Genomic DNA, 15,556 nt, shown 5'->3' on the forward strand with positions numbered 1-15,556 from the left:
TTAACAGATTAAAAAACAGAAAGCCTAGTTTTTAATTATATACTTTACATCCATTCATGTTAATATAGGAACGGGCACGGATTACAAATCCGCGCTATCGTTATGCATATTTAGCGAACCGTTAGCGCAGATTTGCAATCTGTGCCCGCAAAGCTAAGTAAAGACAGTAGTTGAGTATTTTAAAATAAGTATAACAAAACAATATCTAAATCATTTTCTAAGTCGGAATAATTCCTTGCCGAACTAAAATAATAATCTTCAGCCGAATTAACAGTTTTATCTTTTACAGGATTATTATGGATGTAATCTATTTTTTGCTTAATAAACTTATTGCTATAAATATGTTCTGCATGGTAACCATTTTGCCAAACTTTATAATTCTGATCCTTTTTTAAATGCTCGCATGATTTTTGAAAATATTCAAGCATCCATTCTCTTCTGCTTTCAGGTTCATTTATTATAGTCTGTATTATTTTTTTTGATGTAAATTTTTTAAAATCTCTAATAATATCAGATAATACAAAACCATTCGTCCCTTTGCAAATCAAATGAATATGACTGCTCATAATACAGTAGGCATAAATCTCCAAACCTTTGTTTTCTTGGCAATATTTTAAAGCATTTATTAAAATATTTTTCTGATTTAGTCTTGTAAATATATCTATCCATCCTACAGCAGTTATAGTTATAAAATATGCTTCCTCAGTTGTTGTTGCTTTGTATTTTGTAGACATATCTTTTTTCTTACAAAAATAAAAGATATAGCGGAAAATTTTAATTTTTTATTTATGTTTTGAAGAAATACTTTGCGGGCACAGATTGCAAATCTGCGCTATCGTTGCGGAAATATATCCTCGTGATCGGGTTATGTTACATCTACTTTTAAATAACTGTTTTTCCAAATCTATTGTAGTAGATGTTAGCGGTCGTCTTTTTTATCAATTTCTACTTCAATGACGATTTCATCTTTAATCGAATAATTAGTTTTGATTTTATTTCTTGTAATTAATTCTTTATTGTCTTCATCATAAAACATACCTTCAATTCCAATTAAACAAGCTACAAATTGGTCTGCTAAAAAATCACCAATCCTAACTTTTTCAGCATCCAAGTTATCTTGCGCAAAATATCCGTTAGGACCGCAAGTAAATATGAAATTTCCGCCTTTGGCAAACTTATCCATAAGATTTTTTTGCTCTCTGAGTCCACTTCTATTCCCTTCTTTTTTAGCCTGAAATAAAATAGATTTTATAGTTTTCCGATTTGTTATGTTATTTTTAATTTCAAAGGTAATAATTGCATCAGCTCCAATTTTACTTTCCAAAGCATCTTTTCCCTTTCCTCTGAATTTATTATAAATAATTTCCCATTCATATTTTTTATCTGATTGCTCAAAGTATTGTTTCTCAGTTATTAAATTTGCTAAAAAATGTCCTAGAAGTGAGTCTTCATCTTCTTTTGAAAACCTCCAACCTTTTTCACCTTTTATAGAATTCAATTTTATAGATTCTTTTATTTGCACTTTTAGTATTTCGGGAAGTCTTATCATATTTGATTGTTTTCAAGATTAGCACTAATGCCCTGCTACTATAGCAGATTTGAGATTAAATTTAATTCTATTTTGGGATTTGCCAAATCTCCCAAATACAAAATCATCTTTTCATTAATCCGATTGCCCAAATTCATTATAATAGCTTTTGTAGTGAGTTATTTTTTTCTCAAAACTTGGAAATTCAAAAAATATATATCCTTTTTCATTTTCATATATTTCGATTGTTTTTTCACCAATCCTTAATTTCAAATTAATTAATTCATTATCAAAAAAATCATTTTCTTTTTTTATGATATCTTGTATATGAGTAATCCAATTTATAATATCGCTACTTTTCTTAACAACTTTAATATTATAACCACTGGTGACTTTCCCAAATCCTGGACATAAATATGTTTTCCCATTAATATTCATAAAACCAGATGATATACCACTTTGCCACATTTTCTCTATATCCGAAGTCGTGAAATTTTGTTCAACTAGTGGCAAATCTGGTGCTAAAAACTTTTTCATTATGTGAGGATAATTTTTCTCCAAAATTTCAAGCCACTTTATATCGCTAAATGAATCTTTATGTTTATCAAGTCCAAGAAATACAATATCCTTTTCATTAACATAAGCAAATAATAAAAGGTTGCCTCTTTTTACAAATTTAGATTTCTTGTCAGGCTCCAATGATAGATGAAAATGAAAAATATTCCACTCATTACTTAAATGATCAATCTGTTTGGATTGGATAATCCTATGTGTTTGGAAACAATTTAAATTTCCCCCATCTTGAGCCAATTGAATAATTGTTTGAATTTCTAATTTTTTGTGGTGTAAACAAATTTGCTTATCAAAGTCAGGAACTACTAAAACATTTCTCTTTTTCGGTTCTAAAATCTTTGAATTTAAATTATAAAAATCAATTAATATTTTATGAATATTCTGATCTAAAGAAATCTTTAATCCAGAATCATTCAATATCTTGGAAATTTCGTTTTTTAAATCATTGTAAAAGTCAAAGTGTATCATTTTCTTTGTAATTAGATGTAAAAATTCAGAGACATTTACGTTGCTTTTCAATTGAACATCTCTGAAATCTAGGCAGACTTCCGTGCTATCGTTGTGCAAATTCGAGCTATCGTATGAAAAAGATATTATTACAATATAAACTCTGGACCAAATTCGGTGAATTCTGCTATTTGTCCTTCATATTTATTTCGTGTACTCCCACCTTTTACTATTTTTTCTTGATGAACTACAGATCCAACGCTAATATAAATTGAAAAACCTATATCAGGTTTTTCCATAAAATACTTTTTATTCTCTTTCTTTAGTATAAAGTTATTATAATATAGACCTGAATCTTTGTTTATAACAGCTTTGTTATATACTGTTATGGGTTGTCTGCAACTTTGAGTATTAAAAATAAAATTTTCCAAATAGTCAATTGTATAATCTAATTCCCCTATAAATTGATTAATGTAAAAACCCATAAAAATCGGTTTTTCAATTTTATCGTAATATCTGATTTTAAATGCCTTTTCTAATATTGCTACGAAAACGGGATCAAATTTTTGAGTTACGTCACTGTTAACTTTAACCAGAAGATTTTTGAGCTGTTCGAATTTGTCAAAATGATAATTATACCATTCTCTTTCCTGTAGATTAAAAACAATTATAGCTTTCAAATATTTTTCTACGGCTATGCTGGCAAGAGTGAGCCCTTGAACTATATAATGGTTATTAAGTAAAAATCGCGCTGCAATATAATCTCTGTATCCAAGTTCAGTAAACGAATATCCAGTGGATAATTTTTCCATAAATGTAATTGATTTGTCCATAATGTTGTGTTTTTATAATTTATAAAATCATTCATAAAGATTAATAATTCAAAGATATTTAAGCAGTACGCAGTTATTTTGCGCAGTTAAAAATTATTCAATTTATACTCAATTTTATTTTTTCATATTGAATTCACCTTATAAAAATAAAAAAGAAAACGACAGAAATAAATAACTCCTTAAAAGCCATTTCAATCGAAATCTCGTTTACTTTTGCCGAATGTTAGAAATTCTTTACCAGGACGAATATATTATCGCCATTAATAAACCAAGCGGGTTGTTGGTTCACAAATCATTTTATGCGCGCGATGCAAAAGTGTATGCCATTCAGGAATTGCGAAATCAAATTGGGCAACATGTTTATCCTGTTCATCGGTTAGACCGCAAAACATCCGGTGTTTTGTTATTTGCGCTGGATACAGCCGTTCTCAAAATTATGAATGATCGTTTTGCCACACGCGAAGTCGAAAAAAAATATTTAGCCATTTTACGTGGCTGGTCACCCGAAGAACTAACGATTGATTATGATTTAACGAATGATGATGACGTTACACAAAATGCCATAACGTACTTTCATCGTTTGCAAAATGCCGAAGTGGCGTTAGAATTTAACAATAAACCCACTTCCCGATATTGTCTGGTAGAAGCGATTCCCGAAACCGGACGTATGCATCAGTTACGAAAACATTTCAAACATATTTTTCATCCCATTTTAGGAAGCCGCCCACATGGCTGCAACAAACAAAATAAATTATGGCTGGAAAATTTTGACCTCAAAGGAATGATGCTTCATGCCCATCAGTTAATTTTTAATCATCCCATAAACAACGAACAGCTAATCCTGAATGCCAAGGTTAATGAAGAGTTTAGCAAAGTAGGCACTATTCTTAATCTGGATCTGAGTAAGTATCAATAGAATTTCCGTAGCAAATCAGGCCATTTTTATCTTGAATATCTTTCTTCTAATATAACATTCTGGGGCGTAATTCGATATTCGATATCTTCCCGATCACAGTCAAAAGACTTTTTATAGTTGTGATAATATATTCTGTCGGTAAATTTAAATGGCAAAACGATATGGTTACTGAAATCTAAAATACCATACTTGCCATCTTTAATGGCGTGAATGTATTGTAAATCACTAATTTCTGTGATCGAATCATATTCGTTCGGGATTATGGTATTTCCTTTTTGGTCGATCATCCCCACTTTATTGTCCTGATTTTTGGTCAGAATGCAATAAAATTTAGATCGGTAATTTTCCTCATTGCTGTACTCCAGGGTTTTGATTTCCTTAAAACCATCAGACAGTATTTTTCCTTTATCATCAATGAGATATTCCTTGTTGTCTTTTTGAATGATGAAGCGTTTATCGATTTCTGTTTTTCGAACATTCGGGTATTTGTAATCGAAAATTAAATTTCCGTTATTGTCTAAAATGCCTTGTTTGCCGTCTTTAAAAATTTCAAAATAGTCCAGTTTATAATTCTCCCGAAGCGAATCACATTTTACCTGAAACAGATATCGGCCTTTATTGTCAAAAACGACTGAATACTCTTTTTTTCTGACTACTATCGGGCTTGTAATGATTTTACTCCCTATTTCAATTTGATCAAAATCGGTTTCTAAAATTGGGTTTAACTGGCTGTCCAGCAGTCCGTATTTGTCTTTTTCCTTTACGATTATATTAAATGTTCTGGGCGAAAGGTGTCTTTCATCATCGCGGTTTTCTTTAGTTTCATACGAATTCACCAACTCAAATTGATCGTATTTAATGTCGAGCAAAACCCGGCCTTTGGTGTCTAATATTCCTTTTTTGCCGTTTTTCTCTGCCTCCAGAAAAGCATAATAATTGTTTTCTGTATAACTAATGGTATCACAAACAAACGGGTATAGTATTTTATTTTCAAAAGTGACCAGACCGTATTTATTATCTCTTTTGGCAATCAATGGATTTTCCCATGTTTTGATTCTGCTGTAGCCGTATTTGCTGTGATCAGCTTGTTCATCAGCGGAGTTATAGCTTATGTCGGTTATAATGGTTCCGTTACTGTTTATGAGTTGTATTCTTCTTTCTTTTTCTCCTGAATTTTGATTTGTATAATACAAATTGGTAAAAATATTTCGGGTATAATCTCCCTGTATAAAAGCGCTTTTTGTTTTCAATACTGTTTTACCTGTCTTTAAATCAAACATTTGAAGAGCATCATTTGTTTTAAAAAACAGCAATCCTTTTTGGTTTTGAACGTAATACGATTCATATCCTTTTTCTATTTTTTGAGTAGCCATTTTTCTCCCGTTCAAAGAAATATAATCGATGATGTCATAGTCCGAATCTGATTTGTCTGTACAGGCGAAAATGAAACTAATTTCGTCGGCTTTAAATTCACTATCCGGAAACGGCAAACCAATTTCGGACTTGCTTATTGGCCTGATATCATCATACTTTTCTGCTTCTACCACAACATTTCCGTCAAAATCAATCAAACCGTTTCGCTCTGATGTCGTGCTTACATAATATTTAAACAACGTTTTGGGTTGTGGTACATAATTTAAAAAGGAAACTTTAGGAAAAGCGACTTTAGATTTTTCTCCCTTTTTATTGATTAACCCCATTTTATTATTCTCTTCGTACAAATAATATTCATTATACCGGGCAACGACAGGATCGGTTCGTTTGGTTACATTTTCTGATCTATAGATCTGATATTCAAAAAGCTGGTCTTTTTTTAACAAATAACGGTCTTCTTCTTTTATATAAATACTTTCCCTGAATTGCTGATCCAAAAATTCAGCTTTCGATAAGTCATAAAAACGAATGGCATCCTTTTCCTTAATCCATAACATTCTTTTGGAATACCCCAAAAAGCAACGCGACAGTACTTCCTGATCAAAAACATCTGTGGCTTTTCCGTTGGTAATCCTAATTAATGAAGCCACTGAAAACTCAGCATCTTTGAATCTGGACAAAACAAAAAAATCATTGGAAGACAACCTCAAATCGGTCAAACCATACGGCTGAATTGCAAATGGATAAACTATTTTGTTTTCCTTGTCGATAATGCCGTATAACTCCTGATCATTCATAGCCAAAAACAGATCGTCATTAATTGCCTGTATGACATTGTATACGGGAGGAATTATCTCTTTTCTGGCTGCAATATCAAATACGCCGGTTTTGAGCCCTTCATACACTTTGTACAAATTATTTCTCAAAAGGTTTACGCCTCCATAAACAAACGGAATAATTTCCTTTCCGTCCTGATCTAGTAAACCTCCGCATTTATCGTTAGTTTGTATCAGGAATTTATCACCTTCCAGATAAACAGCTTTATAAACCGGGGGAATAATTTCTTTATTTCTTAAATCTGCAATGCCATACAGATTGCCTTTTTTAATCATTTTTCTTTTGATCTTCCTGTCATCATCACCGTCATAATCTAAGTCTGAGTATTCTATAAAATTCGGATCTTTTCTTTTTCGGTTTAACTCACGTTCGGCTTTGCGTTCCGGGTCATCTTCTTCTTTTTCAGGTTTTGTAATATCATACTTCTTCTTCGTATAATTATACTGATAGGTATACCAGTTACCATTACTAAACACTTTGACGTTATTACCATCTCCTTCGGCATAATCGAATTTTGGTTTTGTTACTTTATTGTCCCGTCCCAAAAAACCCCATTTTTTTCCTTTTCTAAAAATTAAAACCCGTGAAGAAAGATCAACTTCATCATATTCAGGTTCTAATCGTTTATCGCCGTAAATGTTTTTTACGCCGTACTTTCCATTTTTGGAGAATACAAAAAACGCCAGATTATTTTTTAACCCTTCAATACTATATCCCAAAGCCTTTGTGACAGGTTCATCGTAAATAAGGTTTTTCCATACATTATCATTAAGACAATTCAATAAAGGTGAAATCGAATCGTAAACCGCCGGAAACAAATATTTTTTTTGTTTGAGGTTATAAATTCCTGTTTTGTTATTTTTCTTTACAAAAAGGTATTTTTCGTATGCTGATTCTTCTGTAATTCCGTTTTTTAGATTCAGAATATAAGAAGCCTGTTGCTGATCTTCAGAATCAATATCAATTACCGTTTCAAAATCAGGATTTGGCTGAAGTGTATTGGTTTTTGTATTGTAAAAAAAGCTCTGATTGTCTTTTCGAACCAAAACAAAATCAAAATCTCCGCTGTAATCAAACGGAACAGGTTTAATCTCAGAACAATTGTCTAAAATAATTTTATTCTGCTCTGCATTATATAACTGAAACTGGTTTTTATTGTTTTTTATGATAACTAAAGGCTTAAAGTAATCATACCTGATTTCAGCATTATCAAGCAATAATTTACCATTGAGATCATAAATAGCGTATTTCTGTTCATCCGACAACGGACTGATTTTGAATTGCTTCGTATTAATGAGCCTGCTGGAGGCCCAAAATCGCATGGTATGATTTCCCAACGGAATAATAAACTGGCCTTCGGCATTGTATAGCCCTGTTTTATTTCCTTTGTAAACCAGGAAGCCATTCTCATAACCATCCATAGGGTAAATCTGATCATAAACCGGAGGAATTACAAATTGCTTTGCAGTAGCATCATAAACTCCGTAATGTTCCAATAAGCCTGTTTTAATACTAACGATTCCCAGTTTTTGGTTATAGTTTTGGCCGGGTACAAACTTCAGGTTCTGAATGTCCGAAATATGTTCTTTCCATATATTGACATTCGTATTTTCAAGTGTTTCTTTGTCTTGTATTTTTTCAAAACCTGCCAGCGATTCGTTAAATTTTCCTTGATTAAAAAATTGCATGGCTTGTTCTCTTAAAGCTTCGCTGTTTTGAGAAAAACCAATTAAAGGGATTAAGACAAGTATGAATAGTAATGTTTTTTTCATGGAATGCTGATAAAATGGTATCGGTTTTTTGAAATCCTTATTTAGTTTTTTGTTGTTCAATTTCATCCATGAATGCGATCTGTTTTTATTACTGAATCTAATAAGATATGCTGTACAAACATCTTTTATGTTTTCAACTTTTTACAGAAGTAAAAAAACGAAATTTATTCCATTACAGGATTAATAAACAAAAATCTTTAAACTAAATGTCCTTCTTATAAACATAGATGCATCAAAATGGAAAAAGGTTGGGAGACGTAACAAAAAAATCAACTTATAATAGATTATCATTTCCTGACTTCTTTTATCATAGTACATTTTTTGTCTCTGCAACCCAGCAACAATAGGTGTTTGCAGTTAAAAAGCAGAATTATTTAGCGATAAGAATTTGCATAATGTAAGAACTTCTTTTCAAATACTATACTTTCAATCGCTTTTTTTTATAAGAAAATATATCCTATTTTTGAAGCTGCCCAAACAATCTAACCTTTTAACCTATAGTAAAATTATGCGACCACTAGTATTTACCGGCTTATTGTTTTTGTAAAACAAACTTAAGAGCTTAGTTAGTCTGAATCTCAAATTTCTTACCGTACTCCTATTCCATTTATCATAGGTCTTACAGGATAAATAATGTATTGCGGAATAGCGGATTAACGAACAGTAAATTAATTGCCTTTGGCTACGGTTATGAAGTGAATATGAAAGCCGAAACCAGTGCTAAAAAACACAAACGCTTTTTTATATATTTTAAATTTTAACAAAAAAAAATAAAAAATCGCGCGAATGCTTATAAACAAAGGAAATGTTAATATTGTCTAAAAATATTTACAAAAAATTAACATAAAAACGTAATTAATACATTTATAATAGTTACTTTTACGAAATAACTTATTAAATTTATTAAAATTATGAAAAAATTACTACTAATTGTTTTGGTTTTCAATTTTATTGCCTGTACAAATGAAAGTACAAATGAAAGTACAAATGAAAGTACAAATGAAAGTACAAATGAATCTACCCCATCTACTACTTCCTTAAGTAAAAATTCGTTTAATCCAGCGCCGGAGCCTGACGATTATCTAAAAGCTAAGCATCCACAGTTTTTGGAGTCCAGAAAAGATCTGGAAAAAGAGCAAAAATCATTAACTGCCAAAAAAGCTGCTTTTGTAACTACCTATGTACCAGATGCAGCATTTCGACAAGCCTTGTTAGATTTAGGTGCGGCTACGGATGTATTATCCCCTGGAGATAATTATATTGAAATAGATAATACACGCGGCGGGTTGTATTTAGCAAGCAAAGGAATTTCAAATTTAACCGGGATTAACAGCTTTACATCGTTAGTTCAATTAACTGTTACGGGAAATAACTTAACAACATTGGATATTTCAGGGTTAACAAACCTAAGAATATTAGAGTGTCATTACAATCAAATTACCTCCTTGAATTTAACTGCAAATACTAAATTGTCTGAGATTTGGTGTCATAGCAATGCTTTAACAAGTCTTATCCTTCCTTCCTCTACAAACCTATGGGGTGTATGGTGTTACAGTAACTCGTTAACTACATTGAATTTAAATGGTAATACAGGAATTACAAGTCTTTTTATTCAGGGAAATCAGTTAACATCATTTAATTTTGCTCCTTATGTTAATCTTACACTAACAAATGTTTCTTCTAACAAATGGGTAACATTGAACTTTGATTCTAATACGAAGTTAACCATGTTACAATGTTATAGCAATACATTCTTAACTGACTTATACATGAGAAGTGCTACTGCTAATACTATTAATAGCCAAAACTTCAGTGGAAATAAATTTGGGTTAAAAATACATGTTAATTCAATTTTTCTTGCAACTGCAACTAGTTTGTGGCCAAATTACGGAACTGCCACTTATGTTCTATAGAAAATAAATTATAGCATAACTATAACCTGCCCTATCCCGGGCAGGTTATTTTTTTTGGGCTAAACCTGTTTATTGTTTTATAAACATGCAGGAAATCACCATTTTAGTAAAAGAAAAAGCTCAGGAGAAGTAATAAATATATCACTTTACCTGAGCTTCTTTGTACCAAATGAGGGTATTATTTTTTCATTGCTCTTATTAACTTGTTATTGCGTCTGTCGGCTCTTGAATTTTGTAATGATATTACGGCCCATATGGCAGCAGGTATCCAGCCTATTAAAGTTACCTGAAGAATCAGGCAAATAATTGCGGTCAGGATCTTTCCCCTTAACAGGAAAGAAATACACGGAAAGAAAATAGCGATTAAAGTCATAATTGATTTGTTTGATGATTTAACATTGCAACAACTCGTACAGCTTAATTTTAAAATAACCCGAAAATTTATTCTGTATTGCTGAGTTGCCGTTTTCAAATATAATATTAAATCCTTTTCGATATCAATTCACCCTTATCTTCTTTATCATTTTTTCAAAGGCTGCTGTCACACTCTCCTTATCCTTTTGCAGGCTTTGTTCTGGCGGTTTTAAAACTAAATCGAACCTCAAAAGCATGGCAGAAAATGTTTATCCTTTTTTAATATATTCTGGACTACTTAACAAACCAAAACTGGTCTAAAATCCTCGCCTTGCCCCTTCTTAATTTTGAGCTGCCAAAATAAAAAATACGAATTTCCTAACTATTTTAAAAATCATTAAATGAAAAATTCAAACGAAATACCACAATTGTTTCTTCGTATCGCATTGGGATTAGGCTTTATTTTACCGGTTATGGACCGAATCGGATTAATGGGACTTCCAGGATCAGGTAAAGTTGCCTGGGGAGACTGGGAGCATTTTATAGACTATACGAATACCCTTATTCCGTTTGCCGGAAGATCTGTTGCAAATATATTTGGACTTACGGCTACCATTGCAGAAGTTATTATCGGAATTTGTTTAATAGCAGGTTTTAAAACAAAACTGGCCGCTATCGGGGCAGCACTTATAACAGCGACTTTTGCCGTATTTATGATTTTTGCATCAGGAATTGGTGCACCTTTTCAATATCCGGTTTTTGTTTTTACAGGAGGCGCATTACTGCTTGCTACATTGAATAATTTTAAATGGAGTATTGACAGTTATATGAATAAATCAGAAGGAATCAACCTGTAAACAAGATTCTGGCGGTAAATATTAATTCAGTCACCGTTTTCAGTTTATTTTTACTCAAAACGGTGACTGAAAACTAAACTTCTATTGGTCCAGAACCGGCTGCTGATGCGTGGTAATGGCAATTCTGTTCCAGGCGTTTATGGTGATTATAGCCATAATGGTCTGAGAAAGTGTAACCTCGTCCATGAGTTTGGCGATATCATTGTAGGTCTTCTCAGAAACACCTTTGTTTATAAAAGTCATTTCTTCGGCAAGCGCCAGTACTGCCTTTTCCATCTCGCTAAAAAAAGAAGTTTCTCTCCATGCATTTAAGGCATAAATTCTTTGTTCTGTCTCTCCTCCTTTTCTGGCATCTTTTGTATGCAGATTGATACAAAATGCACAGCCGTTGATTTGAGATACTCTAATTTTAATCAATTCTTTTAGTGAAGCGTCCAGATTGGATTTTGCAAGGTATTTTTCAAACCCGAACATTACTTCATAAGCCTGAGGCTCAACTTCACTGATAATTACTCTTTGACTCATTTTATTCTGTATTTAAGTTATTAATGATGCAAAATTGAGTATACTGCAGTTCTAAAAAATTAAAGTACTTGAAGAAATAAGTTTTAGACAAAAATTATCTTTGGTTTCAGGAAATATCCGAAGGAAGTCCATCAAATAACATCCAGCATTATGAATCCGCACGAAATACTGTTCAGTCATATCAAAAGATTTGCAACCCTGAGTCCGGATCAGGAAAAGCTGCTGCTCTCGAAAATAAAATACCGAAAAGCAGGACGCAAAGATTTTTTGCTCAAAGAATACGAAGTCTGTTCCTCCTACTATTTTGTAACCAAAGGATGCCTGCGGTTTTATCGAAATACAGAGAATGGATTTGAGCAGATATTACAATTTGCTATTTCGGGATGGTGGATAAGTGATTTTCAGAGTTTTGAGACCGAAAAGCCGTCTGAATATTTCATACAGGCAGTACAAAATACAGAAATGCTTGTTCTAAACCGTTCCGATTATCAACAGCTGTTTACTGAAGTTCCTGAACTCAACACCTATTTCAGATTGATGATGCAGAAAGCATATACTGCGTCCCTGAAGAAAATGGAGCTGATTCTCTGCGAATCTGCTGAAGAACGATATTTACAGTTTATAAATTCGTTTCCTGATTTCGTTCAGATTGTTCCGCAATATATGCTGGCCTCATTTTTGGGTTTTACACCGCAGTTTATGAGTATGCTGCGGGCAAAAAAAGAATTATAATAACTGTGTTTTGATAAGCTCTTTTATTCGGGCTTTTGAATTTTTCCTTGCAAGTTCAAATTCTTCACTACCAAAAGCCTCGCCATTGACGCTTACTTCCTCAATATCGGTGATGCCAATAATATTGAACACGGTCTTCAAATAATCAGACTGAAAATTCATATGCTCATTATAACCTCCTTTTTCATAACCCTGCGCACCTCTTGAAAGAAGAAGATACAACGACTTATTTTTCAAAAGTCCAATGTACGGATTCTTCTGATCCTCTCGATTGACTTCCCAGGTTTCGTTTACCCTTAAAACCTGATCGATATAAGCTTTTAGTACACTTGGAACAGACCAGTTGTACATTGGAGATCCAAGAACAATTACATCAGCATTTTTCAGCTCTTTTATAAGTTCTGCACTAAATTTTAGTGCCTCTGTTTCCTCGATTGTTCTTTCTCCTTCCGGTTTAAACGCACCGGCTATCCATTTTTCATTTATATGGGGAATATTGCTTGTGCCTAAATCCCTGAATTTTATGGGCGATTCCGGCTTACATTCTTTGTAATATTCCACAAAAACATCCGTAAGCCTTCTACTGTGAGATCTTTCCCCGCGTGCACTTGCGTTTATTACTAGTATTTTTTTCATATTGATAATTTTAATGCAAATCTAGCCTGACGGTTTATTGCAAAAGTTAATGTAGTTGAAGAAACAGCTAAAGTATTTTACCTGACTATACTTCCATCATTTTTGTAAAATGGTGACAGGCCAGAAAGTATCCTTTGCTTAAATAAAGCCTATGAGCGGGATGCAGGGGGAAACCGCTGTCCAGATGCACCGATTTTATATTTTTCTGCACCGCCAGCTGATCTACATAATCCAACAGTTTTCCGGCATAACCACGCCCACGGTATTCAGGCAATGTAAAAAGATCATCGATATAGATCATTTTTCCGGTTCTCAGCATATCAATATTTCTGAATCCTGCAAACGCTGCGCCCTTACTTCCGTCATCAGATAGTATGCACGCCAGTTGAAAGCCTCCGTTTGTAATCATTTCAAGAACCTGTTGCACCACACGATCCGGTTCTAAATTGGTTCTGAACTGTAAAATTGCCTCTTTTGCCAATTCTATTTCTGCAATTGTCTGAACATTTATTATCTCCATAATTTTATTTTATTTGTTAATGAGGCAAAATTAAAACCCATAAAAATGCCCTTCAGAGACCAGATTATAATAATAAGCTAGTCCACGAAAAAATAAAATAGAATATGAAAATTTAATATCAGAGACCCTGAGCCGAAGTTTTTATGATATGAACAGCTTCTGCAAGTTTTTCTTCATTTAAGGAAGCAAAACCAAACCTGAAGGCATTAAAATGAGCATCCTTTCCGTTGCAATAGGCACTGCCTCTTATGGCAACTCCTTTGAGTTCAGTCTTTTTAATGATTTTAGATAAATCATACTGAGGTTTCCATTTAAGCCATAAAGCCATTCCGCCTGTCGGTTTCGTAAAGTCGATCATGTCGCCCAGTTCCGTACTTACCAAATCAGACAGGAAATCGCACCTTTGTGAATAGAGCTTATTGGTTTTTTGAATATGACGGGTCAGATCCCCATTAGCTATCATGCCCGAAATTGTTTCTTCCATTATAAAATCACCTCTCAAATCAATAAGAGTCCGCATTCGTGCAGCAGCCTGCAGAAAATCAGCAGTAGCAATCATGTAGCCCAGACGAAAAGGAAAACCCAAAACTTTTGTCAGCGAGCCTATATAAATAATACGCCCTCCGTGATCACCGCTGGCCAAAGGCAAATAGGGATCATACTTGAACTGGAAATCATAATCATAATCATCTTCGATAACCGCAAAGTTATAAGCCGTAATAAGTTCCATCAGATGATTTCTCCTTTTCATGCTCATTGTAACTGTTGTAGGATGATGATGATGCGGAATGATGTAAAGCATTTTTATGACATTTTTTTTAAGAATAGCTTCCAGTCTGTCCGTACACATTCCGTCGCCGTCCATTGGCACCCGGATAAGTTCGGCACCCAGCTTCTCAAAAAGTGATTCTGCTATAAAATAACTCGGTTCACTAACCACAACTTTGTCACCGGGTTTTATAATAAGCGATGCTGCAATGTAAATCGCCATCTGAGCGCCGCGGGTTGTAAATAAGTTCTCTTCTTCCATATCAATCCCTCGTGTCCGGTTAAGAAATGAACGCAGCGAAGTCTTGAAGTTGGAGGAACCTCCGTCTAAATTTACCCCGGGATGTCTGCCTGAAGCAGAAAATTCCAAAGCTTTCTTAAACTGCTTTGATATAGCCTGATCAGGAAGCAGTGAAATATCGGGAAATCCATCATTGATCTCTATCCGATAGTTATTTGACGAACGGGATAAAGGCATTACAAGTTCATAATGGTCAAAATCAAAATTTCCTGCTTCTGCAAACGGGCTCACCCTTTTACTATTATACGATCTTGGTCTTACTGTTGGCAGATTTGGCGATACGGTGTAGCTTTTGCGGGGAAGGTTATCTACCCAGTTTTCAGAAACAAGGGTTTCATACGCTGCGACTATTGTTTTTCTGTGAAGCTGAAGATCAAAAGCAAGATTGCGGGTACTTGGAAGCACAGACCCGGGAGGAAGTTTTCCTTCCTGAATTAAGGTGATAAACTGTTGTGAAATCTGCCTGTAAACCGGAAGAACGTCTTTTTTATCAATTATGATAAGATTTTTATACGGAAGCATAGGAATATTTTGAAGTCAGTTGAGTATTTGATGATAAACTTCAAATATAATAAAACTGGACTACTTATTAAATATTTCCTGGTCTACAATTCAGGTTTTCATGCATAATAATTTTGCAATACCAAAAGCAAAGAAGATGCTGTACTAT

Annotated in this window: 14 protein-coding genes; 4 read left to right on the forward strand and 10 right to left on the reverse strand. The window is 33.4% G+C overall.

Annotated elements, in window-relative coordinates; translation table 11 throughout:
• Positions 1-179: 179 nt before the first annotated feature.
• The 4 genes from DCO46_RS03325 to DCO46_RS03340 form a co-directional block, all read right to left on the reverse strand.
• A complete protein-coding gene (locus tag DCO46_RS03325) occupies positions 180-734 on the reverse strand; it encodes an REP-associated tyrosine transposase (RefSeq protein WP_116751159.1) in 555 nt (184 codons plus the stop codon).
• Positions 735-919: 185 nt separating this feature from the next.
• Positions 920-1,549 (reverse strand): hypothetical protein, encoded by a 630-nt coding sequence (locus DCO46_RS03330; protein WP_116751160.1) that lies wholly within the window; start codon positions 1,547-1,549, stop codon positions 920-922.
• Positions 1,550-1,663: 114 nt separating this feature from the next.
• The gene (locus DCO46_RS03335; protein ID WP_116751161.1) at positions 1,664-2,569 is read right to left on the reverse strand and encodes a hypothetical protein; all 906 of its coding nucleotides are present in this window, start codon (positions 2,567-2,569) and stop codon (positions 1,664-1,666) included.
• Positions 2,570-2,697: 128 nt separating this feature from the next.
• On the reverse strand, positions 2,698-3,381 hold the full coding sequence (locus tag DCO46_RS03340) for a hypothetical protein (protein WP_116751162.1): 684 nt from the start codon (positions 3,379-3,381) through the stop codon (positions 2,698-2,700).
• 220 nt (positions 3,382-3,601) lie between these two features.
• On the opposite strand from DCO46_RS03340, the gene DCO46_RS03345 reads away from it, so the two are divergent.
• Positions 3,602-4,297, forward strand: coding sequence for a pseudouridine synthase (locus tag DCO46_RS03345; protein WP_116751163.1), 696 nt, complete (start codon positions 3,602-3,604; stop codon positions 4,295-4,297).
• 26 nt (positions 4,298-4,323) lie between these two features.
• Here DCO46_RS03345 and DCO46_RS03350 read toward each other — a convergent pair whose 3' ends face one another.
• Entirely contained in the window at positions 4,324-8,280 is a 3,957-nt protein-coding gene (locus tag DCO46_RS03350; RefSeq protein WP_165828796.1) for a WG repeat-containing protein, read from the reverse strand.
• 911 nt (positions 8,281-9,191) lie between these two features.
• On the opposite strand from DCO46_RS03350, the gene DCO46_RS03355 reads away from it, so the two are divergent.
• A complete protein-coding gene (locus tag DCO46_RS03355; protein WP_116751165.1) occupies positions 9,192-10,193 on the forward strand; it encodes a hypothetical protein in 1,002 nt (333 codons plus the stop codon).
• A 178-nt stretch (positions 10,194-10,371) separates the two neighbouring features.
• Here the strand turns inward: DCO46_RS03355 and DCO46_RS03360 are convergent, their stop codons facing one another.
• A complete protein-coding gene (locus tag DCO46_RS03360) occupies positions 10,372-10,566 on the reverse strand; it encodes a YqaE/Pmp3 family membrane protein (protein ID WP_116751166.1) in 195 nt (64 codons plus the stop codon).
• 382 nt (positions 10,567-10,948) lie between these two features.
• On the opposite strand from DCO46_RS03360, the gene DCO46_RS03365 reads away from it, so the two are divergent.
• A complete protein-coding gene (locus DCO46_RS03365; RefSeq protein ID WP_116751167.1) occupies positions 10,949-11,404 on the forward strand; it encodes a DoxX family protein in 456 nt (151 codons plus the stop codon).
• An 81-nt stretch (positions 11,405-11,485) separates the two neighbouring features.
• On the opposite strand, the gene DCO46_RS03370 is transcribed toward DCO46_RS03365, so the two are convergent.
• The gene (locus DCO46_RS03370) at positions 11,486-11,929 is read right to left on the reverse strand and encodes a carboxymuconolactone decarboxylase family protein (RefSeq protein WP_116751168.1); all 444 of its coding nucleotides are present in this window, start codon (positions 11,927-11,929) and stop codon (positions 11,486-11,488) included.
• 150 nt (positions 11,930-12,079) lie between these two features.
• Between DCO46_RS03370 and DCO46_RS03375 the strand changes: the two genes are divergently transcribed.
• Entirely contained in the window at positions 12,080-12,661 is a 582-nt protein-coding gene (locus DCO46_RS03375; RefSeq protein ID WP_116751169.1) for a Crp/Fnr family transcriptional regulator, read from the forward strand.
• Here the strand turns inward: DCO46_RS03375 and DCO46_RS03380 are convergent.
• The 3 genes from DCO46_RS03380 to DCO46_RS03390 all read right to left on the reverse strand — a co-directional run bounded on the left by DCO46_RS03380 (position 12,656) and on the right by DCO46_RS03390 (position 15,408).
• Positions 12,656-13,297 (reverse strand): FMN-dependent NADH-azoreductase, encoded by a 642-nt coding sequence (locus tag DCO46_RS03380; RefSeq protein ID WP_116751170.1) that lies wholly within the window; start codon positions 13,295-13,297, stop codon positions 12,656-12,658. The genes DCO46_RS03375 and DCO46_RS03380 overlap by 6 nt on opposite strands.
• A gap of 85 nt (positions 13,298-13,382) precedes the next feature.
• Entirely contained in the window at positions 13,383-13,817 is a 435-nt protein-coding gene (locus DCO46_RS03385) for a GNAT family N-acetyltransferase (RefSeq protein ID WP_116751171.1), read from the reverse strand.
• A 118-nt stretch (positions 13,818-13,935) separates the two neighbouring features.
• Positions 13,936-15,408 carry a PLP-dependent aminotransferase family protein gene (locus DCO46_RS03390; protein WP_116751172.1) on the reverse strand — a complete coding sequence of 491 codons (1,473 nt, stop codon included), beginning with the start codon at positions 15,406-15,408 and terminating at the stop codon, positions 13,936-13,938.
• Between the last annotated feature and the right edge of the window lie 148 nt (positions 15,409-15,556).

It is taken from the genome of Flavobacterium sp. HTF (genome assembly GCF_003105115.1).
Lineage (GTDB): Bacteria > Bacteroidota > Bacteroidia > Flavobacteriales > Flavobacteriaceae > Flavobacterium.

What these genes read in the sequence shown, in the direction of transcription:
- DCO46_RS03325 (WP_116751159.1), bottom strand. Translation starts at nt 734, where the DNA reads ATGTCTACAAAATACAAAGCAACAACAACTGAGGAAGCATATTTTATA.
- DCO46_RS03330 (WP_116751160.1), bottom strand. Translation starts at nt 1,549, where the DNA reads ATGATAAGACTTCCCGAAATACTAAAAGTGCAAATAAAAGAATCTATA.
- DCO46_RS03335 (WP_116751161.1), bottom strand. Translation starts at nt 2,569, where the DNA reads ATGATACACTTTGACTTTTACAATGATTTAAAAAACGAAATTTCCAAG.
- DCO46_RS03340 (WP_116751162.1), bottom strand. Translation starts at nt 3,381, where the DNA reads ATGGACAAATCAATTACATTTATGGAAAAATTATCCACTGGATATTCG.
- DCO46_RS03345 (WP_116751163.1), top strand. Translation starts at nt 3,602, where the DNA reads ATGTTAGAAATTCTTTACCAGGACGAATATATTATCGCCATTAATAAA.
- DCO46_RS03350 (WP_165828796.1), bottom strand. Translation starts at nt 8,280, where the DNA reads ATGAAAAAAACATTACTATTCATACTTGTCTTAATCCCTTTAATTGGT.
- DCO46_RS03355 (WP_116751165.1), top strand. Translation starts at nt 9,192, where the DNA reads ATGAAAAAATTACTACTAATTGTTTTGGTTTTCAATTTTATTGCCTGT.
- DCO46_RS03360 (WP_116751166.1), bottom strand. Translation starts at nt 10,566, where the DNA reads ATGACTTTAATCGCTATTTTCTTTCCGTGTATTTCTTTCCTGTTAAGG.
- DCO46_RS03365 (WP_116751167.1), top strand. Translation starts at nt 10,949, where the DNA reads ATGAAAAATTCAAACGAAATACCACAATTGTTTCTTCGTATCGCATTG.
- DCO46_RS03370 (WP_116751168.1), bottom strand. Translation starts at nt 11,929, where the DNA reads ATGAGTCAAAGAGTAATTATCAGTGAAGTTGAGCCTCAGGCTTATGAA.
- DCO46_RS03375 (WP_116751169.1), top strand. Translation starts at nt 12,080, where the DNA reads ATGAATCCGCACGAAATACTGTTCAGTCATATCAAAAGATTTGCAACC.
- DCO46_RS03380 (WP_116751170.1), bottom strand. Translation starts at nt 13,297, where the DNA reads ATGAAAAAAATACTAGTAATAAACGCAAGTGCACGCGGGGAAAGATCT.
- DCO46_RS03385 (WP_116751171.1), bottom strand. Translation starts at nt 13,817, where the DNA reads ATGGAGATAATAAATGTTCAGACAATTGCAGAAATAGAATTGGCAAAA.
- DCO46_RS03390 (WP_116751172.1), bottom strand. Translation starts at nt 15,408, where the DNA reads ATGCTTCCGTATAAAAATCTTATCATAATTGATAAAAAAGACGTTCTT.